Annotated in this window: 20 protein-coding genes; 7 read left to right on the forward strand and 13 right to left on the reverse strand. The window is 67.2% G+C overall.

The window, feature by feature from the left end; genetic code table 11:
• A partial coding sequence (locus BCL67_RS13305) for a helix-turn-helix domain-containing protein (RefSeq protein WP_146131172.1) occupies nucleotides 1-217 on the reverse strand: 217 nt, incomplete at its 3' end.
• 126 nt (nucleotides 218-343) lie between these two features.
• Here BCL67_RS13305 and BCL67_RS13310 point away from each other — a divergent pair.
• On the forward strand, nucleotides 344-832 hold the full coding sequence (locus BCL67_RS13310) for a GNAT family N-acetyltransferase (protein WP_181256021.1): 489 nt from the start codon (nucleotides 344-346) through the stop codon (nucleotides 830-832).
• Between the two features lie 131 nt (nucleotides 833-963).
• Here the strand turns inward: BCL67_RS13310 and BCL67_RS13315 are convergent, their stop codons facing one another.
• The 4 genes from BCL67_RS13315 to BCL67_RS13330 form a co-directional block, all read right to left on the reverse strand.
• Nucleotides 964-1,791 carry a LysR family transcriptional regulator gene (locus BCL67_RS13315; RefSeq protein ID WP_106123916.1) on the reverse strand — a complete coding sequence of 276 codons (828 nt, stop codon included), beginning with the start codon at nucleotides 1,789-1,791 and terminating at the stop codon, nucleotides 964-966.
• Complete coding sequence (locus tag BCL67_RS13320) at nucleotides 1,788-2,558, reverse strand: esterase/lipase family protein (protein ID WP_181256022.1); 771 nt, start codon at nucleotides 2,556-2,558, stop codon at nucleotides 1,788-1,790. The genes BCL67_RS13315 and BCL67_RS13320 overlap by 4 nt, the downstream gene beginning before the upstream one ends.
• A complete protein-coding gene (locus BCL67_RS13325; protein ID WP_181256023.1) occupies nucleotides 2,555-3,367 on the reverse strand; it encodes an alpha/beta fold hydrolase in 813 nt (270 codons plus the stop codon). The genes BCL67_RS13320 and BCL67_RS13325 overlap by 4 nt, the downstream gene beginning before the upstream one ends.
• 125 nt (nucleotides 3,368-3,492) lie before the next feature.
• Nucleotides 3,493-5,628 carry a heavy metal translocating P-type ATPase gene (locus tag BCL67_RS13330; RefSeq protein WP_181256024.1) on the reverse strand — a complete coding sequence of 712 codons (2,136 nt, stop codon included), beginning with the start codon at nucleotides 5,626-5,628 and terminating at the stop codon, nucleotides 3,493-3,495.
• Nucleotides 5,629-5,775: 147 nt separating this feature from the next.
• On the opposite strand from BCL67_RS13330, the gene BCL67_RS13335 reads away from it, so the two are divergent.
• Nucleotides 5,776-6,627, forward strand: a complete 852-nt coding sequence (locus tag BCL67_RS13335; protein ID WP_106123919.1) for a F510_1955 family glycosylhydrolase — start codon at nucleotides 5,776-5,778, stop codon at nucleotides 6,625-6,627.
• A gap of 21 nt (nucleotides 6,628-6,648) precedes the next feature.
• Here the strand turns inward: BCL67_RS13335 and BCL67_RS13340 are convergent, their stop codons facing one another.
• The 6 genes from BCL67_RS13340 to BCL67_RS13365 all read right to left on the reverse strand — a co-directional run bounded on the left by BCL67_RS13340 (nucleotide 6,649) and on the right by BCL67_RS13365 (nucleotide 13,168).
• Nucleotides 6,649-7,281: a DUF305 domain-containing protein gene (locus BCL67_RS13340; RefSeq protein ID WP_106123920.1), complete on the reverse strand. Its 633-nt coding sequence runs from the start codon at nucleotides 7,279-7,281 to the stop codon at nucleotides 6,649-6,651.
• Between the two features lie 154 nt (nucleotides 7,282-7,435).
• Nucleotides 7,436-8,470 (reverse strand): DUF418 domain-containing protein, encoded by a 1,035-nt coding sequence (locus BCL67_RS13345; protein ID WP_106123921.1) that lies wholly within the window; start codon nucleotides 8,468-8,470, stop codon nucleotides 7,436-7,438.
• Nucleotides 8,471-8,629: 159 nt separating this feature from the next.
• On the reverse strand, nucleotides 8,630-9,769 hold the full coding sequence (locus BCL67_RS13350; protein ID WP_106123922.1) for a sensor histidine kinase: 1,140 nt from the start codon (nucleotides 9,767-9,769) through the stop codon (nucleotides 8,630-8,632).
• Nucleotides 9,766-10,473 carry a response regulator transcription factor gene (locus BCL67_RS13355; RefSeq protein WP_219886523.1) on the reverse strand — a complete coding sequence of 236 codons (708 nt, stop codon included), beginning with the start codon at nucleotides 10,471-10,473 and terminating at the stop codon, nucleotides 9,766-9,768. The genes BCL67_RS13350 and BCL67_RS13355 overlap by 4 nt, the downstream gene beginning before the upstream one ends.
• 37 nt (nucleotides 10,474-10,510) lie before the next feature.
• Nucleotides 10,511-11,062: an alpha/beta fold hydrolase gene (locus tag BCL67_RS13360; protein ID WP_106123924.1), complete on the reverse strand. Its 552-nt coding sequence runs from the start codon at nucleotides 11,060-11,062 to the stop codon at nucleotides 10,511-10,513.
• 48 nt (nucleotides 11,063-11,110) lie between these two features.
• On the reverse strand, nucleotides 11,111-13,168 hold the full coding sequence (locus tag BCL67_RS13365) for a glycoside hydrolase family 9 protein (RefSeq protein WP_219886524.1): 2,058 nt from the start codon (nucleotides 13,166-13,168) through the stop codon (nucleotides 11,111-11,113).
• Nucleotides 13,169-13,464: 296 nt separating this feature from the next.
• Here BCL67_RS13365 and BCL67_RS13370 point away from each other — a divergent pair, with 296 nt between their 5' ends.
• Together BCL67_RS13370 and BCL67_RS13375 are read left to right on the forward strand one after the other, a co-directional pair.
• Nucleotides 13,465-13,668 carry a hypothetical protein gene (locus BCL67_RS13370; RefSeq protein ID WP_106123925.1) on the forward strand — a complete coding sequence of 68 codons (204 nt, stop codon included), beginning with the start codon at nucleotides 13,465-13,467 and terminating at the stop codon, nucleotides 13,666-13,668.
• Between the two features lie 152 nt (nucleotides 13,669-13,820).
• Nucleotides 13,821-14,810 (forward strand): aldo/keto reductase, encoded by a 990-nt coding sequence (locus tag BCL67_RS13375; RefSeq protein WP_106123926.1) that lies wholly within the window; start codon nucleotides 13,821-13,823, stop codon nucleotides 14,808-14,810.
• 96 nt (nucleotides 14,811-14,906) lie between these two features.
• On the opposite strand, the gene BCL67_RS13380 is transcribed toward BCL67_RS13375, so the two are convergent.
• Entirely contained in the window at nucleotides 14,907-15,722 is an 816-nt protein-coding gene (locus BCL67_RS13380; protein WP_106123927.1) for an SDR family NAD(P)-dependent oxidoreductase, read from the reverse strand.
• A 194-nt stretch (nucleotides 15,723-15,916) separates the two neighbouring features.
• Nucleotides 15,917-18,280 (reverse strand): MMPL family transporter, encoded by a 2,364-nt coding sequence (locus tag BCL67_RS13385; protein ID WP_258175079.1) that lies wholly within the window; start codon nucleotides 18,278-18,280, stop codon nucleotides 15,917-15,919.
• Between the two features lie 86 nt (nucleotides 18,281-18,366).
• Between BCL67_RS13385 and BCL67_RS13390 the strand changes: the two genes are divergently transcribed.
• The 3 genes from BCL67_RS13390 to BCL67_RS13400 all read left to right on the forward strand — a co-directional run bounded on the left by BCL67_RS13390 (nucleotide 18,367) and on the right by BCL67_RS13400 (nucleotide 21,439).
• Complete coding sequence (locus tag BCL67_RS13390) at nucleotides 18,367-18,954, forward strand: MarR family winged helix-turn-helix transcriptional regulator (RefSeq protein ID WP_106123929.1); 588 nt, start codon at nucleotides 18,367-18,369, stop codon at nucleotides 18,952-18,954.
• 93 nt (nucleotides 18,955-19,047) lie between these two features.
• The gene (locus tag BCL67_RS13395) at nucleotides 19,048-19,623 is read left to right on the forward strand and encodes a helix-turn-helix transcriptional regulator (RefSeq protein WP_106123930.1); all 576 of its coding nucleotides are present in this window, start codon (nucleotides 19,048-19,050) and stop codon (nucleotides 19,621-19,623) included.
• A 52-nt stretch (nucleotides 19,624-19,675) separates the two neighbouring features.
• Nucleotides 19,676-21,439, forward strand: a complete 1,764-nt coding sequence (locus tag BCL67_RS13400) for an ABC1 kinase family protein (protein ID WP_258175080.1) — start codon at nucleotides 19,676-19,678, stop codon at nucleotides 21,437-21,439.
• The last annotated feature ends 32 nt before the right edge of the window (nucleotides 21,440-21,471 follow it).

Here is a 21,471-nt window from a genome sequence, read left to right on the forward strand (position 1 = left end):
CTGCGGGAGTCTGGGACGGGCTCTGAACGGGTCGAGAGGTTCGATCCTTGAGTCCTTCCTCGCCTTCGGCGAGGTACCGGGTGACCCAGGTGGTCACGGTGGGACGCGAGACTCGGAACTCCGCAGCGACGTGGGATTTGGGGATCCCGTCGCTCAGGTGACGAGTCACCATGCGCAGTCGTCCGGTCGGGGTCAGTGGTGCGTTAGCGTGGATCATGGGCGGGCTCTTCTCCTGCGGATGGGTTGTGTAGGAACTTCCATCCTGTGGCGGGGAGCCCGTTCCTCATCTCATCGACGCACCAGTGGCAAGAACCTCATGCCCCACAACATCTAGGCTTGGACCGTGGTGGAGATCGTCAAGTACATGTCCCACCATCGGGACGAGGTTCTCGCCCTGTCCCTGCGCGCCTGGGATCCGGTGTTCCCGCTCATGCGTGAGTCGGTCACTGCGTTCGTCTACGAGAACTTCTATCCGAACGGCTGGCGCGAGCGCCAGTTCGAGGATCTGGCCTCGGTCCTGGACGGTGAGCCCGAGAACGTCGCCGTGGCAGTGGACGGTTCGACGATCCTCGGCTGGGTCTGCACCCGTCTACATGCGCAGGACCAGATGAGTGAGTTCTATGTGCTGGCGGTCGATCCGGCGTTTCAGGGCAGGGGCATCGCCCGGGCCCTCATGGAGCACTCTTTCCACCAGGCGCGGCAAGCGGGCATGCGGATGGTGCTGGTGGAGACCGGCGGCGACCCGGGACATGCGCCGGCGCGTCGCGCCTATGAGGCTGTCGGGTTTCAGCGCTGGCCGGTGGCCAGGTACTTCAAAGATCTCTCCGGCTGAAGGCGATCGCGCGGCCGCACCGCCGCATGAGGTCGAACGACTGCGGCCGCGTCCGCAGGCTCTGGGCGACACCTCCACGGTGGTGCACCAGGTCCTGCGGACGCGGCCGCGAGCTCTCAGCGTGAGTCTGATCAGCTCAGAAGACCATGTCGAAGGCGAACGGGCCGATGATCACGGTGAAGATCGTGATCAAGATGACCCCGACCACGTTGAGCACCAGGCCACCACGGACCATCTCGGCCGGCGCCGGCAAGGACCAGGGGAAGGAGTGCCTCGCGGCTTTCGATCTCCACGGCGATGCTGCTGCCGGGAGCTCCGGCAAGCACCAGGTCAGCTGCGCGTCGAACTCCGGTGCCCGGCTGGCCCACGATCAGGCGTGCGCCGGAGAGCGCCCGCGGCAGCAGGGGTGCCGGGCCCGGGGGGAGTGTCTGCGGATCCTTGGCGACGCAGAGATAGTTCTGGACCTCCAAGGGGTGGATCGTCAGGTCCCTGGGGGGCGCCTCATTGACTGACCGCGCCATGAGGCCCAGCTCAGCGCCTCCTCCCCGCAGGGAAGAGACGACATCTCCGCGGCTGGCCGCGGCCTTGACCACGATCTGCACGCCCGGATACTGCTCCAGGAAGCGGCCCACCAAGGGTGCCAGCGGGCTTGCTGCCTGTGAGGGAGTCGAGCAGATCACCAGACGTCCGGTCTGAAGCCCGTCGACGGCGTCGACCAACGACCGGGCGAGGTCCACACCGTGCATCACCTCCCGCGCAGCAGGGATGATCGCCTCGCCGGCGGCGGTCAGCGTCAGGGAGCGTCCGGTCCGGTGGAACAGGCTGGTTCCGAGCTCCTGTTCCAGGCTCCGCAGCGCCTGTGAGATCGAGGGTTGGGCGACCATCAGTGAGTCCGCGGCTCGGTGCACGCCTCCCTGGTCCACGACGGCGAGAAAGTACCGAAGCTGACGCAGATTCATCGAGTGTCCTCACGGTGGGAGATCCGCCGGACCCCTTCGAGGATCGCCTCGTGCACCGAGAGCCTGCCGAGCGGCAGGAAGTGCCCACGGGTGCCGAGCTGCACATTATGTGCGCCCTCGAGGTGGCTTCCGCCGGGGATGTGCGGGTCGAACCGACCGTAGATCGAGACGATCCTGCTGTTCACCTCCTGGCTCGCACCGAGCTCTGTGAGCTCTGGGGAGCGGGGCAGGAAGAGTCTGATCGCAGGAAGCGGCAGCAGGCGGGCCAGGGGGGACCCCTCGAACGGAGTGTTCAGCGTGACCATCCCGAGGATCAGGTCGGAGTCGAGGCGCCGGGTGAGCAGAAGCTTGCCGATCAGCCCGCCCTTGCTGTGCGCCACGAGCACGCAGCGCCCGATGCGCTCCCGCCGGATGTGCTCGTCCACCAGATCGGCCATGTCCGCGATGGTGCCGCCGTTGTAGCCCAGGTCCACCACGGCGTGCACGTCGTAGCACCCTTCCCGCAGCACGTTGGCCACTGGCTGCATGAAGGCCCAGGTCTCGTAGATCCCCGGCAGCAGCAGGACCGCGGGCTTCTGAGAGTCGGGCCGGCGGTACGCCTGGGGGTCGGGCCCGCGCAGCAGCCCGGACGCCTGCCGGCGCAGCGCATAGGCGTAGTCGCGGATCCAGGCGCTGAGGTTGAGCCCGAGATCGGTCGCCGCCCGCAGCCGAGCACCGTTCTTCTCGGCGCGGGGGACGCGCCGAGGCAGCCGAGGCGGTCGAGTCATGCGGGCCGGGAGGCCGGCTGCGGGTCGCGCCGCTCGGCGTCGACGGCGGCCAGGAAGGGGGCGCATGCGGCGGCGAGTTCGGGAGCTCGGTTGATCTGGAGCGCATGCGGCGCATTCGGGATCTCCAGCATACTGGCGTCCGGGGCGAGGTCCACCAGCTGCTGGGCCCACTGCGCCGAGGCGATCGGATCCCGCTCTCCGCGGATCACCAGCCCGGGGATCAGACAGCGCCGGACGGACTCCTCCGTCCGGTGGCCGAGCATGTGTCGGACCGTGTGCAGGTAGCGCAGCGGGCCCATTCGCAGGTAGTTGCGGAACACCACGACGTTGTTGCGCAGCGGTTCACGCAGGGTGTCGCGGACCAGCCGTGAGCTCTGGCCCAGGAAGCTGCGCTCGGCCGGGTCCACCGTGGGTCCGATCAGCACGTAGCCGGCATAGAGCCCCGGGTTGGATGCGACGGTGTCGGCGATGACCTGGCACCCCATCGAATGCCCGACGACGACGACGGGGTGATCCAGGTCCAGGGTCCTGACCAGCCCGGCGACGACCTCGCCGAGCTCCGAGATGGTCAGCGCGCGCTCCGGATTGGGGGTCTTTCCGTAGCCGGGCAGGTCCAGTGCGTAGACGTCGTGGGTCGCGGCAAGCTCCTCGGTGAGGGGCAGGAAGTACTTCCCAGACATGCCGAGCCCGTGCACCAGCACGATCGGTGGTCGCTGCGGGGTGAACGTTCCGCGCACATCCACGGCATGGTCCCCGACCTGCAGTCGCCGCGTGCCGGGCCCCATCTCGGGGGTCTCTCGTTGGAACATCGGACCCCTTGGTCTTCTCGAGTGATGCCGGAGCGAGCCCCTTGTGGCACCTCGCAGACGCCTCATCGTAGCGAGGTGAGCTGGACGTCCTGTCAGGGGGCATTCGCGGATGCCGGGTCTGCCGCCTATACGCTCTGAGCGGAGAGCTCAGAGGTGCTCACCTCCGGCGAGAGATCAAGACGGCGCAGCAGCTGGGCGTTCAGCGCAACCACGACGGTGGAGGCTGACATCAGGATGGCGCCGATGCTCATCGGGAGCACGAATCCCACGGGCGCCAGCACGCCTGCGGCAAGCGGCACCGCGGCGAGGTTGTAGCCGGCGGCCCACCAGAGGTTCTGCTTCATCTTGCGGTAGCTGGCCTCGGAGAGTCGGAAGACGGAGAGCACCGAGCGCGGGTCGGAGCTGGCCAGGATGACTCCAGCGGAGCCGATGGCCACATCGGTGCCTGCGCCGATGGCGATGCCGACGTCGGCCTGAGCCAGGGCAGGAGCGTCGTTGACGCCGTCGCCGACCATGGCGACCTTCATTCCCTCAGACTGGAGTTCGGCAACCTTCGCCGCCTTATCCTCGGGGCGCACCCCTGCGAAGACTCTGTCGATGCCCAGTTCTCGGGCCACGGTCTCGGCCACCGCCTGGGCGTCCCCGGTGATCATCACGACTTCGACATCGCGGGCATGCAGCGCCTCAACGGCATCCCGGGACTCGGGGCGGACTTCATCGGCGAGCCTCAGCGCGCCGATCACCTCGCCGTCCGCCAGCACGTGCAGGATGATCGCGCCTTCCTTCCGCCACTGATCGGTCACCTCCAGCGCGTGCTGTCCTCGTTGGTCCAGAAGATGCGGACCGCCGACCTCCACGACGCTGCCATCCACTGATGCGCGCACACCGACAGCCGGAGACGAGGAGAAGTCCGTGCCCTTCGGCACCCGCAGCTCCCGCTGTCTCGCCGCACCTACGATCGCCCTGGCCAATGGGTGTTCGCTGTCTGACTCGGCGGCCGCCGCGAGGGCCAGGACGTCGTCCTCCTGGCGGTTTGGGGTGGGGTGGATCCCGGTGACGGTGGGCTCGCCCTTGGTGAGCGTGCCGGTCTTGTCGAAGAGCACGGCGTTGATCGTGCGCATGGACTCCAATGCCAGGCGGTCCTTCACCAGCACGCCTGCCCGGGCGGCCCGTTCGGTGGCGATCGAGACCACCAATGGGATCGCGAGACCCAGTGCGTGGGGGCAGGCGATCACCAGGACGGTGATCGTGCGGACCACCGCGGCGTCGGGCATCCCGAGGAATGCCCAGCTCAGCGCGGTGACGACTGCGGAACCCAGGGCGAACCAGAACAACCAGCCCGCGGCGGTATCGGCGAGGCGCTGGGCTCTTGATGAGGAGGCCTGCGCATCCGAGACGAGCTTCCGGATTCCGGCCAGCGCGGTATCTCCTCCGATGGCCGTCACTTCGACGCGCAGCCCGGAGTCGGTGGCCACGGTGCCGGCGACGACCTGTTCACCGGTGCCGCGGTGGACCGTCCTGGATTCACCGGTGACCATGGATTCATCAATCGAGGCACCTCCATCGATGATCCTGCCGTCGGCCGGAATCGACGAGCCTGGCCTGACGATCACCACATCGCCGACGGCCAGCTCGGAGGGAGCGACCTTCACGACGTCGTCGCCCTGGACCTTCTCGGCCTCATCCGGCAGCAGCGCCGCCAGAGAGTCCAAGGCGGAAGTGGTCTGTGCCAGCGAGCGCATCTCGATCCAATGGCCCAGAAGCATGATGACCACGAGCAGGGCCAGCTCCCACCAGAAGTTCAGCTCGTGATCCAGGATCCTCAGCGTCGCGCCCCAGGATGCGATGAACGCCACGGTGATCGCGAGCCCGATGAGCAGCATCATTCCGGGCTGCCGACTCCGGATCTCTGAGACTGCCCCCGTCAGGAAGGGGCGGCCGCCCCAGAGGTAGATCACGGTGCCCAGGACGGGGGACACCCACCACACCCACGAGGAGTCAGGGAGTTCGTAGCCGATCAGGTGCGCGAACATCTCATTGAAGCCCACCACCGGGATGGCCAAGACTGCCGTGATCCAGAACAGCCGACGGAACTGACCGACGTGGTCTCCATGGTCTCCGTGGCTGTATCCTGAGTGTTCTGCGTGCACCTGATGAGGGTCAGCGCGGTCGTGACTCCGATGCTGGTCGTGGTCGTGGTGCGAGGTGTCTGCAGTGGCACCTGGCGCAGTCTCGTGGGGTGCTCGCGGGGAATGGTCCATAATCCTTGTATACCCCCAGGGGGTATGGGGGTCAAGGTCTGATCGCGAGGTGAGCTTCATCAAATCTTCAGAAGACTCGAGGCCCGGCCCGAACCCATCACGGATGGTGTGAAGGCTCGCCGATTCACCCTTGGAGGAGGTAGACAGATGCAGCGCGTGAACCGCAGACGTCTCATCGCCGGAGGCCTCGGCGTGCTGGGAGCGGGTGCCCTGGCGGCTTGCTCCCCAGATGGTCGGCCGGAAGCCCCGGGCGCGGAAGCGACTGCATCGCTCTCCCACATCCATGCCGTCGTCCGCGATCCTGCCGATTCATCGGTCGTGCTGCTGGCGGCGCACCAGGGTCTGTTTCGACTCAGTGAGCAGCGCCCGACCGCCGTCGGCCCTGAGATTGATCTGATGGGCTTCACAGTCACCCCCGACGGTCGCTACCTCGCGTCTGGGCACCCCGGACCGGGAGTCGACCTCCCGGAACCGCTCGGGCTGATCGAGTCCACGGACCGGGGCGAGAGTTGGAACGTGATTTCCCAAGGAGGCGAATCCGACTTCCACGCTCTGGCATCCACTGCAGACCAGGTGCTCGGCTTCGACGGCGAACTGCGACTCAGCGACGACGGCCAGACATGGACGACCCTGCCCATCGGTTCCATGCCCGCCTCCGTCGCGATCGCCGAAGACAGCGGAACCATGTGGGCTGCGACCGAGGAAGGTGTTCTGCGCTCTGAGGACGGGACCACATGGGATCGCCTGGACACGCCGCAGCTCATCCAGTTCCTGACCTGGGTCGATGAGCAGACGATCGTGGGCGCCAGCGTCGAGGGTCATGTGTTGATCAGTCATGACGCGGGAGACAGTTGGACGGTCAGCCAAGAGTCGGTCGGGGAGGTCTCTGCATTGGGAGCGGGACTGACCGGCGAGGGCGACGTCGAGGTGCTGTTGGTGGTGGGCGTGTCAGTCCTTCGCACACTCGACGGCGGGGAGACCACCGAGCGGCTTCTCTGAGCCGATCGGCGGAGACCACCCTCAGAGGTCGGTCAGCAGTTCTTCCATCTGCTCGATCTCGGCCTGCTGAGACTCGATGATGGACTCCGAGAGTTCCAGGGCTGCGGGGTTCTCGCCGTCCTGGAGGTGCTGCTCCGCCGAATCGATGGCGCCTTCATGATGGACGATCATCTGCTCCAAGAACATGCCCGAAGCGGCGTCGCCGGTGGATTCTTCGAGCTGGTCGAGGTCTTCCTCGCTCATCATGCCATCGTGGCCCATCGTGTCCCCGTTCATATCGCCGTGGTCCATGCCTTCCATGTCCCCATGATCGGCGTCCTCGTCGCTCGCTCCCCAGGCGTCCAGCCACGATTGCATCTGCTCGATCTCGGGGCCCTGTGCGTCACGGATCTCCTCGGCCAGGGTCTCCACCTCAGGATCGACGTCATCCTTCTCGAGTATCATCTCCGACATGTGGACTGCCTGCTGGTGATGCGGAATCATGCCGGAGATGTAGTCGACGTCGGCGTCGTTGTACTGCGCCGAGGTGTCCTCCGCGGCCTGTTCCTGATCCGACGGGGCTTCCTCGGACTGGTCGTCCGACGCGCCACAGCCGGTCAGCGCTGCGGTGAGCGCGAAGGCGCCGATGAATGCTGCAGATGTCCTGGTCTTCATAGTCTGCTCCTGGGTAGAGATCACTTGTGTCTTGCTCAGGAGTCAACCGCACGGCAGGTCCCGGCATTGCCGAGAAGCGCGATCTTGAGGAAACCTTCATCAAGTGCAGACCGGTTCTTGACCGGACCATGCCGGCTTCACCTCGCTGGAGTGCTCAGCGCGGACCTCGGGACAGCTTCGGTGCCCGCAGGAGAACTTCAAGGGGTCCTCGGCTGAAGCGCTGCCGCCACAGCCAGGTGAACGCCATCAGCGCGAGGACTGTCGAGCCGCTGGCGATGATTCCTTGGAGCAGCGTCTCGGGTCCCGGGCGAACGACGAATGCCAGGATCAGCAGGTGCCCGACGTAGGCAGTCAGCGCCAGCTGGCCCAGGTGGACCAGGGGAGAGGCCAGTGGATGGGACCAGGTTCGGATCTTCAGGCAGGCGCCCAGGACGAACACCGCGGAACCCGTGCCACCGATCAGCCACAGCGGCATCTGGGAGTGGGCGACCGAGCTGAAGAGTCGCTGCCAGGCCAGGTGGCTCGTGGGCTCAGCGAAGGTCGCGACCAGCAGAGACGAGGCAACACGAGCCCCGATCGCGGCAACGGCCCCCCAGATGATCAGGCGGGTGCTGATTCTCGACTTCGTCAGGTCGAGGCGTCCGAGCCAGATCCCGAGGACGAAGGGAGCCGCCCAGACGATCAAGGGGTACGGTCCCGTGAGGACGATGCCGGTGAAGATCCCCCAGAGCGGGTCGGAGGCTGAGACCGGATCTCGATCGAAGCCTCCGTCGGTCTGGGCCTGCACCGCAAGCCAGATCAGCGGCCCGATGAGGGCGCTGGATCCTGCGGTGAGAAGCAGGATCCTGCTCGACGCCCGGAGGAGCGGGATGGAGAAGAGGATCAGCAGGGCGTAGATCTGCAGAATGACCGAGACATCGTGGGCGAGTTCTTGGAGCGCCAGGCCTCCAAGGAGCAGCAGGGCACAGCGCCAGAGCAGCGAGATCCAGGGCAGCGGGGCGTGCTGTTCACGGGTGCGCCGCGTCATCAGAGAGATCCCGATGCCGCCGAGCAGGACGAAGAGCAGCGATGCCCGACCGTATGGCACCCGGTAGATCAGCTCCAGGAGCTCGTTGTCACCGCGGGGACCAGTGTTGACCGCGATCATGCCGATGACCGCCAGACCGCGCGCGGCATCCAGTGCAAGCATCCGCTGGGCACCCGAGCGAGGCGGCCTCTCATTGGAGGTCTTTCGCTGAGACAACACTCCCGCTCCCTGTTTGGTTCGTTGGTGGGACCCGAATCGGTGACCATCCAGCTCTTGACTCTATCCATCTACCCTTGTGGGGGTCGTAGAGACGTGGGTCCTTTACGGAACCTTCATGGATTCCTGGGCCGCATGAGGCAGCTCGACCATGAAGGCCGCACCCCTGCCCGGCCCCTCACTGGAGGCCCAGACGGACCCGTCATGAGCGGTGACGATGGACCGCACGATCGCGAGTCCGATGCCGGAGCCGCCGTGGGTGCGGTCACGCGCGCTGTCGGCCCGGTAGAAGCGTTCAAAGATGTGTGGCAGGTGGTCTGTCTCGATTCCGTGCCCGGTGTCGGCCACCTCGAAGGTCACGGAGGATCTCGAGGCGCGAGCGCTGAGGACCACCTCATCGTCGGGGTCGGTGTGGTGCAGCGCATTGTCGAGCAGGTTGGTCAGCACCTGACCGATGCGGTCGCGATCCACGCTGATCATCACGGACCTGGCCCGGGCACCGGCCTTGACCACGAGACGCACGCCGGCGGTCTGGTAGCGGGCGTGAATCTGGGCCGATGCAGCATCGAGGAGCTCGCCGACTGCCACGGGAGCGGGCCGGAGGTTCAGGCGCCCCTCCTCGGCCGCGCTGACCAGGGAGATGTCCTCGGCAAGCCGTTTGAGGCGTTCCGTCTGTTCTCTGAGCATCAACAGGGTCGGCTCGTCGGCATGGGCGACGCCGTCCTGCATCGCTTCGAGATACCCATCGACGGTGGACACCGGTGTGCGCATCTCATGGGCAAGATCCGAGAGCAGCCGCTGACGAGTGAGCTCAGTCCGGTCCAGCTCTGCGGCCATGCTGTTGAAGGCGACCATCAGCTCGGTGAACTCTGCACCGATGCTGCTCTCCGGGACCCTCGCGGAGTAGTCCCCCTCAGTGATCTCCCCGACGGCATCGTGGATCTTGCGGATCGGTCGGACCAGTCGGCGCACCAGGATCACCGTGACCACGATGGACGTTCCGAACGCGGCCAGGAGGGCCAGCAGCAGGGACAGTCTCCATGCCGCGTCGAAAGCCTCTTCCGCGTGGGCCACGACCCCCGGATCGGGGTCGGCGGATTCGACCATCTCCATATGGTCATCGAAGATCACTGGGCCCACCACGAGTGCCACGACCCACGCCGTCACCACCGCCACGCACAGCACGAGGATCAGGGCGGCAAGGATCCGGGTGCCCAGACCGGTCAGGCGCCTCGGCCGGTTCACACCTGCGGGCCTGTCTTGTACCCGATGCCACGGACCGTGTGGATGAACCGGGGGTTCGTGGGATCGTCGCCCAGCTTCCGGCGAAGATGCCCGATATGGACGTCGACCAGGTGGTGATCGCCGAACCAGTCATCGCCCCACACCTTGGTGATCAGCGCATTCCGGGACAGCGCCACTCCGGGTTCGGAGAGCAGGGCCGCCAGGACCTCGAACTCGGTCAAGGTGAGTTCCACCGGTTGCCCGCGGACCCGAACCTCACGTCCCGCCAGATCAACGCGGAGGTCTCCCAGCTGGCGAGTGAGGCGGCCTGTGTCGGAGGCGTTTCGGGGCCTGCGCAGCATGGCCTTCACTCGCAGCACCAGTTCACGCGGGCTGAACGGCTTGGTCACGTAGTCATCTGCGCCGACGGAGAGTCCGATCAGTCGATCCACCTCCTCGGCGCGGGCGGTGAGCATGATGATGTAGCAGTCCGAGAAGGTGCGGATCCGGCGGCAGGCCTCCACGCCGTCCATGCCAGGGAGGCCGAGGTCAAGGATCACGACTGCAGGGTTCTGGTCGCGAACGATGTCCCCCGCGTGAGCTCCGTCTCCGGTCGACTCGACCTGGAACCCCTCGCGGAGGAGGTACTGCTCGATCAGATGGACCAGCGGCGCCTCGTCATCCACCACCAGGATCTTCATGGGACGTTCCTGGACCGCAGACATGGACTCGATCCTAGATCAGCCGGCATGTCCCGTGCCGTCACGTGCGTCGACGAATCGGTACGACGCCGTTGTCGCGGTCTTCGCGGTGGAACTCGCGGATCAGCTGGGCCAGCAGCGCCGGCTTCTCGACGATCGCGCCGTGGGTGGCGCGCGGGATGACGGCGAGCTTGCCGTCGGGCAAGGCCTGGAGCATCTCGATCAGGTGCGGCCAGCGCACCTGCTCCTCGTCACCGACCACGATGAGCGCCGGCAGCGCGACGCCGCGGAGGTCCTCCACGCTCAGATCGGGCTCCCTGCGATGCAGGGCCTGGGCCTTCTGCACGACCACGGGCCAGTGCTGCACGCCGTCGGGGGAGACTGCGGTGTAGGCGTCTCGCATGAACCCCGGCGGCTCACCATCCAACGCCCCGTCGAGCCAACCGGTATGGTGAAAGGTCGCACCCCCGAAGACGAGGCTGCGGACCAGCTCCGGTCGCCGCAGGGCCAGGTGGAGCCTGACGATCGCTCCGTCGCTCCACCCCATGACGTGGACCGGGGTTGCCCGGGGTGCAAGGACCTCCGCCGTCGCATCGGCCATCGCATCGGCCATCGTCGCAAAGGACCATTCCCCCTCGACGTCGTCCTCCTCGGCTCCGCATCAGCGCTCTGTACGGCCCATGTCGTCGAGCCAGCTGGCGTGCCAGGCCAGCGCGGCGTTCCAGTTGATCGTCGTCTCATTGGTCGACCAGGAGTCGGGCGCGTCCACATAGCAGAACTGAGGTGCGCAGCCGGAGAGGCCGTCCTGCGCCGTGGGGTCACCGAGGACCGAGTTGGCCCCGCCGGCGAGCTTGCCGTCGGGGAAGGGCGGGAGGCGCTCGTGATCGGCGGCGTACCAGCGGCTGTGCATGTTCTCGGAGTGGTAGCTGCCGTAGCCGGTGATGTAGGAGTTGTTGATCGCATTGCGGCCCAGGACGTAGTCGATGGCTTCGATCCCGGCATCGCGATACTGCGGCTCACCCGTGAGGTCGAAGGCGGTGGCGATCACGGCAGCATTGTTGAGCACCATGTGGTTGGACCCCCAGTGGTACTCCTCGGGGGCATAGGGGTGCCCGAAGGGCTGGCCCTCCTGGATCGCGAGGTAGGCGTCGGCGCCCTCGACCACCGAGCCGATGACCTCCTCGCGGTCGTCCAACTCGCTGTCCACGGTGGCAAGGTCCAGTCGAGCGGCAGCCGCGGTGTTCTGCCAGTCGAAGGCAGGGGTGCCGAAGACCTGATCCTCGGCCCCGCCCACATGGTGTTCGCTGCTGGAGACTGCGTCCTCGTAGACGGGTGAGCCCGTGGTCAGGTAGAGCTGCGCCGCCGCCCAGTAGAACTCATCGCTGAACTCGTGATCGTTGTACGGCCCGCCGCCGGGATTCGGGTCCGCGCCCTCGCTGCTGCGGTAGATGTCGTCGTGCTCGGAGGCCGCCGCCCACGCGGCTTCCGCCGCATCGCGCAGCTCTGCGGCGAAGTCCGGATCGTAGGGCTCGTAGACGCGGGCGCCATGAGCGGCCGCGGCTGCCAGGTTCAGCGTCGCAGCGGTGGAGGGCCGATGCAGATACCGCGGCATCGGGTCCTCGTGGGGGAGGGTGTTCATCCCGGTCCAGGCGACGTCGTGCAGCTTGTGGTGCGCCATCCCGCCGGCATCGATCTCCACCCCGTCGATCGTCATCACGGTGTCCGCGGGCACCTGCATGGAGAGCATCCATTCGAGGTTCCAGCGGGCCTCGTCCAGGATGTCGGGCACCCCGTTGCCCCGCTCGGGGATCAGCAGCGTCTCATCCCCGAGGGCCTCCTCCACGGTGACCTCGGCGTTCTGGCTGCGCTCATAGGTGGCCAGCATCTGCCACACCGAGATCCCGGAGTTGACAACATACTTGCCGTGATCGCCCGCGTCGTACCAACCGCCTGCGGCATCGAGCGCGTAGCCCTCCGGGCAGCGCCAGGCCTCGGGGTCGGCGTAGACGTCGGCGCTGCCGTACTGCTCGGCGCCGTTCCACACGAAGCGCTCCGCCGGCAGGCAGGGCACCTGCAGATCCCCGCGGTTAGGGGCGTCGGCATCGGGCAGATCCTGAGCTGGGGGCACGAACTCCGAGACATGCCCGGCGGGACGCTCGTACTCCTGCCGCTCGAGGGTTCCCTCGACCTCGATGGCTTCGATCGGGATCCCGGATCGATGGGTGTAGTAGATGTCGAGTGAGTCCTGGCGCAACGAGGCGTAGAGGTTCTCGGCGATGTCGAAGGGGTAGCTCTGCTCGCCCTCGGCGCTCAGCGTGTAGCCCGCCCCGGAGTCGGCATAGTCGCTGAAATCGATGGTGTGCACGTCGAGGCCGGCGGAGGGGTCGAACCCCTCCGGGGAGGACGTCCCCTGCGCGGCGAGCTCGCCGTCGTCGTCGTGCAGTTCCCAGCTCACGGACTCCTGCCGCCCGGTCACCAGCGTGGCGCGCTTCGGGCCGTCGGGCAGGTAGCCCAGCTGATTGACCCGCACCCGTGGCCCGGTCTCATGCCCGAGGTCCGCCGATGCCGAGGACGCGGTGTCCTCGCCTGCGGCGCCTGAGTCTCCGAGAGCCTGGGCGCTGTCATCGGAACAGCTGGACAGAGCGAGGACGACGGCGGCGACGGCTGCCGTCCCCATGCGAGGACGGGAGCGGGCGCCCGGTGGTGCGCTGGGATGCATCGAGGATCCTTGCTTCGGCGGGGGCGGCCCGCGGCCGTGAACGCTCAGCAGCGGCACTGGTCCTGAGCCTCCTGAAGGGCAGTTTTGGGCACGATTCGGGCAGATGTCAAAGGGTCCGGGCCGGGACGCCGGGTGCTGCGTTTTCTCGGCGCGCTTCTCTCCGGCTGGGACCAGAGATCCTGAACTTCTTAGACGACCCTTACCAAATTCCTAAGGTGGCCTTATGAATGTCCTTCACCCTTGGAACGTAAGTTCCCACAATGGCGAACTCCCTCATCTAGGAGAGGTCCTTGAGCATGAACTGCCTCCGTCCCGCCGGACCACCCGGACCAGCCGCCGATTTCTCCGATGAACGCGACGCTGCGGCCCGAGCCCTCTACGACGAGCGTAAGAATCTGCTGGTCGGCCTGATGGTGCCCGCCGCGGAACCATGGGAAGAGCTGCCCGAAGGCCTGAAGGAACGGTGGCGGCGCATCAACGAGCTCACTGCGACGGGATAGGACCGTTGTTTCGGACCGGCCGAGTCCGGCCGACGGAAGAGGACGACGACAACCCCTCGGTGCCGCCTCAACCCGGTGCCGAGAAATAAACCGCCGCCCACGTGGTGTTCCCCCACCTGAGAGCATCTACAAATGTGAGGAAACCTGATCTTATGCGCGTCCTTCACCAGCTGCTGAACAACACCCTCGGCTTCGGCACCGCACCCCTGGGCAACATGTTCCGGGAGATCCCCGAGGACGAGGCGCTCGCCACCGTCGAGGCCGCCTGGGACTCCGGCATCCGCTACTTCGACACCGCCCCGTTCTACGGCGCCGGTCTCGCGGAGAAGCGTCTCGGCTCCGTCCTCGCGCAGAAGCCGCGCGATGAGTTCCTCCTGAGCACCAAGGTCGGACGCTACATCTCGGGTGAGACCGAGGAGAAGGAGGGGCTCTTCGCCGATGGCCGCAGCAACAAGGTCATCACCGACTACACCGCCGAGGCCACGCGGAAGTCTCTGGAGCAGTCGAAGGAGCGTCTGGGCATCGACCGGCTCGACTTCGTGTTCGTCCACGACATCTCCCCGGACTTCCACGGCGACGAGTGGACCGCGAAGTTCGAAGAGGCCCGCACCGGGGCGTTCCGCGTGCTCACCGAGATGCGCGAACAGGGCCTGATCAAGGGCTGGGGTCTCGGCGTGAACACCACCGAGCCCATCGAGCTGGCCATGCAGCTTCAGGAGACTCAGCCGGACCTGAGCCTCTCCGCCACGCAGTACACGATCCTGCAGCACGAGAAGGCGCTGCAGCGGATGATGCCCAACGCCGAGGCTCAGGGCGTGGGCATCATCGTGGGCGGCCCGTACAACTCCGGAGCGCTGCTGGGTGGAGATCACTTCGACTACGCCGAAGCCCCGCAGTCGGTGAAGGACCAGGTCGCAGCGCTGTCAGCCGTTGCCGCTCGGCACGACGTCGACCTCAAGGCGGCGGCGCTGCAGTTCTCCACTGCTCACCCCGCAGCGGTCGCCGTGATCCCGGGTTCAAGCCGACCGGGCCGGATCGCGGAGGACATCGCCGCGCTGTCCGCAGAGATCCCCGGCGCGTTCTGGAACGAGCTGGTCCAGGAAGGCCTGATCTCAGCCAAGGCGCCGCTGCCGAAGCGCTGATAGCCACAGCACCCTCCCCCCCCACCCCCGTGGTTGAGTTCTCCGGTCGGTATGTAACCACCGGAAAACTCAACCACGGGGGTTTTCGGTGGCGGGTCAGTCGAACCCCGGGTCTCGGCCATAGTCCTGGAGGCGCAGATCCAGCGCCGCCCTCACCTGTCCCGGGGCATCGGCGCCGAGGAGCAGCCGCAGTCGGGCGTCGTCAGGATCTTTCACGTGGGCCAGCAGAGCGGCGGCGACCATGGCGGACGGGGTGCCGTCGCTTGTGTCGCTTGCGGGCCAGGGCACGGTGGGGCTGCCGAAGAGCTTCTCGCGCAGCTCGTCGTAGGCGGGGATCGGGGTGCTGAACCGCATGCTCTTTCCTGCCCAGTCGGTGGCGATCGCGCCCGACTCGGCGAGGGTCACCCGGATCCCGAACGGCGCGACTTCCGCGGCCATCGCTTCGCTGAAGCCCTCGAGTCCCCACTTGGCCGCGTTGTAGAGCCCCAGTGTCGGCATCGTGCCCACCGCGCCCACGGTCGAGATCTGGACGATATGGCCGCGTCCCTGGTCCCGCATCACCGGGATCGCCGCCTGGCACACCCAGAGGGGCCCCAGCAGGTCCGTCTCGAGGATCTCGCGGGCCTCGTCCTCGCTGACCTCTTCGGCGGCGCCGATGAGCCCGTAGCCCGCATTGTTCACGACGACGTCGAGGCTGCCGAACCTCGTGGCCGCGTCCTCCACTGCGTCGAAGGCGGCGGCCCGGTCCCGGACATCGAATTCCCGCACCAGGAGCTGGTCGGATGCGGGAAGGTCGTGCCCGCCGCGCACGGTGGCGACGACGCAGTGCCCCGCGTCCAGGGCGGCCAGCGTGAGCGCACGGCCCAGACCGCGGCCGGCGCCGGTGATGAGCCAGGTCTGTTCTGTGGTCATGGACTCAGAATAGTGAGAAGCCGCGCCGCGACCGACCCTTCCTCACCTGGGTGGTTGCGTTTTCCGGCGGTGACGTTCCGACCGGAAAACGCAACCACCCAGGTGAAGCATCCGAGGGGGTCACTGTTGCTCTTCATCCACGACGACCGGCTCAGCTATCTCGAGCTGGCGCCCCACGACGACGTGGTGATCGGTCACTTCCCGCCGGTCGTGGAGCTCAGCGTCTGACCAGCGACTGCGCCGTCGTGCTTCGCCAGCTTCGAGGGCCACCAGACCGCGGGCCCGATGTCGCGCACCAGCGCCGGCACGAGCAGGGCCCGCACCAGGAATGTGTCCAGCAGGACGCCGAAGGCCACGATGAACGCGATCTGTGCCAGGAACAGGATCGGGATCACCGAGAGCGCCGCGAACGTCGCCGCGAGCACGATGCCGGCGGAGGTGATCACCCCTCCCGTCACGGTCAGCCCGCGGATGACCCCGCGCCGCGTCCCATGGGTCAGCGACTCCTCTCGCACCCGAGTCATCAGGAAGATGTTGTAATCGATGCCCAGCGCGACCAGGAACACGAAGCCGTACAGCGGCACTGTCGGATCGGCCCCCGGGAACTCGAAGACGCCGTTGAACACCAGCGCCGAGACGCCCAGGGCCGTGGCGAAGGAGAGCACCGTCGTGAGCACCAGCAGCACCGGGGCGAGGATCGAGCGCAGCAGCAGCATCAGGATCAACAGGATGACGACCAGCACGATCGGGATGATGAGGTTGCGGTCGTCGATCGCGGCGTCGTTGGTGTCGATCGCCGTGGCGGTCACGCCGCCCACCAGCACCTCGGAGTCGGCCTCGGCGTAGGCGGCTCGCAGCTCGCGGACCGTGTCCTGGGCGGCCGCGGAATCCGCAGCGTCGGTGAGCGTGCCCTGAAGCATGATCGACCCGTCGATCACGACAGGCTCCGGGGCGGGCGTCCCTGGGGGTCCGAAGGCGCTCACGCCTTGCGCGTCCACCGGGGCGGAGCCGGCGTCGTCGTCGGTCATCACGGTGACCCCGTCGACCCCGCTGTTGTCCAGCAGGACGTCAGCGGCGCTCTGCAGCGAGTCCTGATCGGTGACCACATAGGCGGGGCTGCCCGAGCCGCCGGGGAAGTGCTCGCCCAGGGCGACCTGGCCGTCACGTGCCTCGGACTCGCCGAGCACCAGCTCCGACTGCGGCACGCCTTGGGCGTCGAACTGGGTGACGCCGACCGCGCCCAGGAGCAGCACCAGGGTCGTGGCGATCCAGATGCGGCGGGGTCTGCGTTCCACGACTCGTCCGGTGCGGGCCCAGATCCCGCGGCTGGGGATGCCGTCCTCCGCGGCGACGACCTCGGGCTCGAATCGGGGACGGCGGGGCCAGAAGGCGGCACGGCCGAAGAGGTAGAGGAGCGCGGGCAGGAACGTGAGGGCCGAGGCCATGGCGAAGAGGATGCCGATCGATGCCACCGGGCCCAAGGTGCTGTTGGACTTCAGATCGCTCAGCAGCAGGCACAGCAGACCCGCGATGACGGTGCCGCCGGACGCCAAGATCGGCTCGAAGGATCCGCGCAGCCCCTTCCAGGTCGCCGTCCACTTGTCCTGATGGACCCGCAGCGCCTCCCGGTAGCGCGCGACGTAGAGCAGCGAATAGTCGGTGGCCGCGCCGATGACCAGGATGAACAGGATTCCCTGGGTCTGCCCGCTGAGCAGCAGGATCTCCGCGTAGGCCAGCCACCAGACGGTCAGCAGCGAGACCGTGAGCGCGAAGACGCTCGTCGCCAGCACCGCGATCGGCAGCAGCAGCGACCGGTACACCACGATCAGGATCAGGAAGACCGCGGCCAGCGAGACCGTGAGCAGGATTCCGTCGATGCCGGCGAACCCGGCGGCCAGGTCCGCGGTGAACCCGGCCGGTCCGGTGACGAAGACCTCGACATCGGGCAGCTCGGCGCGCAGAGTCTCGGAGATCTCCCCGACGACGACGCCGAGATCCTCCTCCGATCCGATCGGCACGAACGCCTGGACCGCGAGCCCGTCCTCGGACGGGATGACCGGGGAGAGGTCCTCCTGCACGCCGGGGATCTCGGGCAGCTGCGCGACGGCGTCGCCGATCGCGGTCGTCTGCGATTCGCTGAGCTCCTCGTCAGAGGTGACGACGACGACGGCGGGGATCGTCTCTGAGTCGTTGAACTCACCCAGCAGCTCCTGCACCGCGGTGGCATCCGCGGACTCGGGCAGGTACGTGGTCTGATCGTTGGAGGAGACCTCCGCGACCCGGCCGAAGTACGGCCCCCCGATGGCGGTGCCGGCGAGCCAGACCAGGATCAGGACCGCGGGGAGGAAGACCCGCAGCCACCGGGGGATGCTGCCCCGCGAGGGACTGCCGCCGGGTCCTTTTCCAGAGCCGCCGGAGTCTCCTCCCTCGGAGCTGTCGCCGGGCGGACCGTCGATACCGGCACCGCGGGGGCTGCCCGCCTCGGGGTTGCGTGACCTGCGGGTGTCCGTGGTGGCGCGCGGCATCTTCTTCTCCCCTGACGAGACGATTTGCTTCAACTAAGGATATAGTGTCTTTAGAGATAAAGTACACCATAAGATATTAAACGCCGCTAGGGCCGTTGTCGCATCGTAAGGTGGTCAGCATGGCAGCAGGAGAGACCGGTTCGGACCCCGTAGCAGAGCGCCTGTACGAGGTGGACGCCACGGATCCGCTGGAGCGACTCGTGGATCGATCCAACGTGTCCTCCGAGGATGTGGTGCAGATCGGTCGGCTGATGCGGGCCCTGTCCGACCTGCGCACCGCGGAGGAGCGCCTGTCCGAGGCCTCCCAGCAGTACATGAAGCTGAGCCAGCTCGACATGCGAGCGATCCACTATCTGATCGTCGCGGAGAACCGCGGGACCACGGTGACGCCGGGGATGCTCGCTGCGCACCTGGAGATCTCGGCGGCCTCGACCACCAAGCTGCTGAATCGACTCGAGCAGGGCGGCCACGTCACCCGAGAGGTTCATCAGGCCGATCGGCGGGCCTTCGTCGTCCGGGTCACGCCAGCCACGGCGGAGGTCGCGATGGAGACGGTCGGGCGGCAGCAGGCCAAGCGATTCCACTCGGCCGCGGCGCTGACCGTCGAGCAGCGCGAGGTGGTCATCGGCTTTCTGCAGGACATGACGCAGCAGCTCTCCCTGGAAGACGTCGCCTGGGCGAAGGATGTGAAGGGCGCGGAGGCCTGAGCGCACAGCGTCACATCTTCACGCTGTCGTGCTGGGCGATATATCGTTAAGTCCGATCGGACCCATCCTGGGTGCGGCGCTTAGGAGGCTGTCATGACTGGATCATTTACAGGTGACTCACAAGCCCGCGGACTCTTCGGAGACCGCCGGCCCGCTGCGGGCGGCCCACCGGCCGACCTGTGGGACGCACTCGATCAGCTGCGCGGTGCATTCAAGGACAAATCGGCTCCGCGTGCCAGCCGTGGCGACGTCCGAGCCGCGGTCCTCGCGCTTCTCGCCGAGCGCTCGATGCATGGCTACCAGATCATCAACGAGATCGAGCAGCGCAGCGGGGGAGCGTGGAAGCCCAGTCCCGGCTCGGTGTATCCCACGCTTCAGCTCCTGGCCGATGAAGGGCTGATCCACGCCGAGGCCGAGGGTGGACGCAAGACGTATTCGCTCACCGATGAGGGCCGGGAAGCCGCGGCCGCCGCTGACCAGTGGCCCGCGCAGTGGCAGGGTGCTGAGAACCGCAGCCACGCGGTGCGGGCCTTGTCCAAGGCAGGAATGGAGCTGGCTCAGGCCGCCGCGCAGGTCGGTCGCTCCGGCACCCCGGAGCAGATCCACCAGGCGGAGAAGGAGATCGACCAGCTGCGTCGCAAGCTCTACGCCATCCTTGCGCAGGATTGAACGGCGTGTTCGCCCCAGGTGACCGGTGGGGTCGCGGCGTCCAGGACCTCGAGTGAGCCCAACCGCCAAGTCGCTGCGCTCCCGCTACCGCCGCATCCTGCGGTTCGCTGCTCTTCACCTGGTGCAGGTGTGGTGGTTCGAGCTGTTCCTGCCGCGCATCGGTCTGGCTCCGCTTGCCGGGGTGGGACGATCGCGGCGCATGCGGCGTCTCGCGCAGCGCTTCCACGTGCTCGCGGTCGATCTCGGTGGGCTGATGATCAAGGTCGGCCAGTTCCTCTCGTCCCGGTTGGACGTGCTGCCGCCCGAGATCACCAAGGAGTTGGAAGGGCTGCAGGACGAGGTCAGCCCGGTGGACTTCGCGGAGATTCGGAGCGCCGCCGAGCGGGAACTGGGCGCTGCGCTGGAGCATGTCTTCTCTGCCGTGGACTCCACGCCGCTCGCGGCGGCATCACTCGGCCAGGCGCACCGCGCCACGCCCACCGTCGAAGATGCCGAGCAGACCGGCATCGGCGCCGCGGTCGTGAAGATCCAGCGCCCCGGGATCGACGACATCGTCGACGTCGATCTGGCCGCTCTGCGACGGGTGGGCCGCTGGCTCTCGCGCATCCGGCTGGTGAGCAACCGGGTGGATGCGCCTGCGCTGGTGGAGGAGTTCGCCGCGACCAGCCTGCAGGAGATCGACTACCTCAACGAGGCGGCCAACGCTGAGCGCTTCGCCGCGAACTTCGCGCAAGATCCGCGCGTCTCCGTGCCCGAGGTGATGTGGGAGCGCACCACGCGGCGGGTGCTCACCCTGCAGGACGTGAGCGCGATCAAGATCAATGACGTGGCGCGCCTCAAGGCTGCCGGGATCGACCCGAGCGCGGTCGCCATCGAGTTCGCGAACGTGATGTTCGACCAGATCTTCGTCCACGGGTTCTTCCATGCCGACCCGCATCCCGGGAACATCTTCGTCACGCCAGCGCGCGCGGGCGCGGAGCGGCCGACGTCGACCCGGGTCCCGTCGGCGACGTCGACGCAGCCCCACTCCACTTCTGGTGACGAGCTGCCGGCAGAGCCGCCGTCACCCCAGTGGCACCTGACCTTCATCGACTTCGGCATGATGGGTGAGATCCCGGACACGCTGCGTGACGGGCTGCGCCGGGTGTTCATCGCGGCAGCCTCACGCGATGGCAAAGGCCTGGTCGATGCGATCCAAGAGGTGGGCGTCCTGCTTCCCTCGGCCGACACCGCCGAGCTCGAACGCGCCATGACCCAGCTCTTCGCCCGCTTCGGCGGGATGGGCTTCGCCGAGCTGAAGGAGGTCGATCCGCGGGAGTTCCGGGACTTCGCCAACGAGTTCGGCGAGCTGGTGCGGTCGCTCCCGTTCCAGCTGCCGGAGAACTTCCTGCTGATGCTGCGGACGGTCTCGCTGATCTCAGGGGTCTGCAGCACCCTCGATTCCAGATTCAACCTCTGGGACGCCATCGAGCCCTATGCCGAGCAGCTCATCCGCGACCAGGGCCGGCCAGCCGTGGAGGACGCGGCGCGCAAGGCCGTGGCCACCGTGTCGACCGCGCTTCGGCTGCCGGGCCGGCTGTCCGACGTCGTCGATCGGATCGAGGATGGCCGGATCACGGTGCGCACCCCGGACCTCGAGCGGCGCACCGCGGCCCTGGAGCGCGTCGGTCGGCGGCTGATCTCGGCGGTGCTGTTCACCGGGCTGCTGGTGACCGGAACCCTGCTGCGGACCGAGGGCAGCGGCGTCGGAACAGTGCTGATGGTGGTGTCCCTGGTGCCGTTGTTGCATGCGGTCTTCCCGTCGCGACGGGGATAGATCGGCCGGGTGGGAACGAGGGCTCCGCTGCT

The sequence above is a fragment of the Nesterenkonia sandarakina genome (assembly GCF_003003175.1).
GTDB classification, from domain to species: domain Bacteria; phylum Actinomycetota; class Actinomycetes; order Actinomycetales; family Micrococcaceae; genus Nesterenkonia; species Nesterenkonia sandarakina_A.

What these genes read in the sequence shown, in the direction of transcription:
- BCL67_RS13390 (WP_106123929.1), top strand. Translation starts at nt 18,367, where the DNA reads ATGGCAGCAGGAGAGACCGGTTCGGACCCCGTAGCAGAGCGCCTGTAC.
- BCL67_RS13325 (WP_181256023.1), bottom strand. Translation starts at nt 3,367, where the DNA reads ATGTTCCAACGAGAGACCCCCGAGATGGGGCCCGGCACGCGGCGACTG.
- BCL67_RS13335 (WP_106123919.1), top strand. Translation starts at nt 5,776, where the DNA reads ATGCAGCGCGTGAACCGCAGACGTCTCATCGCCGGAGGCCTCGGCGTG.
- BCL67_RS13345 (WP_106123921.1), bottom strand. Translation starts at nt 8,470, where the DNA reads ATGCTTGCACTGGATGCCGCGCGCGGTCTGGCGGTCATCGGCATGATC.
- BCL67_RS13315 (WP_106123916.1), bottom strand. Translation starts at nt 1,791, where the DNA reads ATGAATCTGCGTCAGCTTCGGTACTTTCTCGCCGTCGTGGACCAGGGA.
- BCL67_RS13365 (WP_219886524.1), bottom strand. Translation starts at nt 13,168, where the DNA reads ATGCATCCCAGCGCACCACCGGGCGCCCGCTCCCGTCCTCGCATGGGG.
- BCL67_RS13395 (WP_106123930.1), top strand. Translation starts at nt 19,048, where the DNA reads ATGACTGGATCATTTACAGGTGACTCACAAGCCCGCGGACTCTTCGGA.
- BCL67_RS13380 (WP_106123927.1), bottom strand. Translation starts at nt 15,722, where the DNA reads ATGACCACAGAACAGACCTGGCTCATCACCGGCGCCGGCCGCGGTCTG.
- BCL67_RS13320 (WP_181256022.1), bottom strand. Translation starts at nt 2,558, where the DNA reads ATGACTCGACCGCCTCGGCTGCCTCGGCGCGTCCCCCGCGCCGAGAAG.
- BCL67_RS13375 (WP_106123926.1), top strand. Translation starts at nt 13,821, where the DNA reads ATGCGCGTCCTTCACCAGCTGCTGAACAACACCCTCGGCTTCGGCACC.
- BCL67_RS13370 (WP_106123925.1), top strand. Translation starts at nt 13,465, where the DNA reads ATGAACTGCCTCCGTCCCGCCGGACCACCCGGACCAGCCGCCGATTTC.
- BCL67_RS13340 (WP_106123920.1), bottom strand. Translation starts at nt 7,281, where the DNA reads ATGAAGACCAGGACATCTGCAGCATTCATCGGCGCCTTCGCGCTCACC.
- BCL67_RS13355 (WP_219886523.1), bottom strand. Translation starts at nt 10,473, where the DNA reads ATGTCTGCGGTCCAGGAACGTCCCATGAAGATCCTGGTGGTGGATGAC.
- BCL67_RS13330 (WP_181256024.1), bottom strand. Translation starts at nt 5,628, where the DNA reads ATGGACCATTCCCCGCGAGCACCCCACGAGACTGCGCCAGGTGCCACT.
- BCL67_RS13360 (WP_106123924.1), bottom strand. Translation starts at nt 11,062, where the DNA reads ATGGCCGATGCGATGGCCGATGCGACGGCGGAGGTCCTTGCACCCCGG.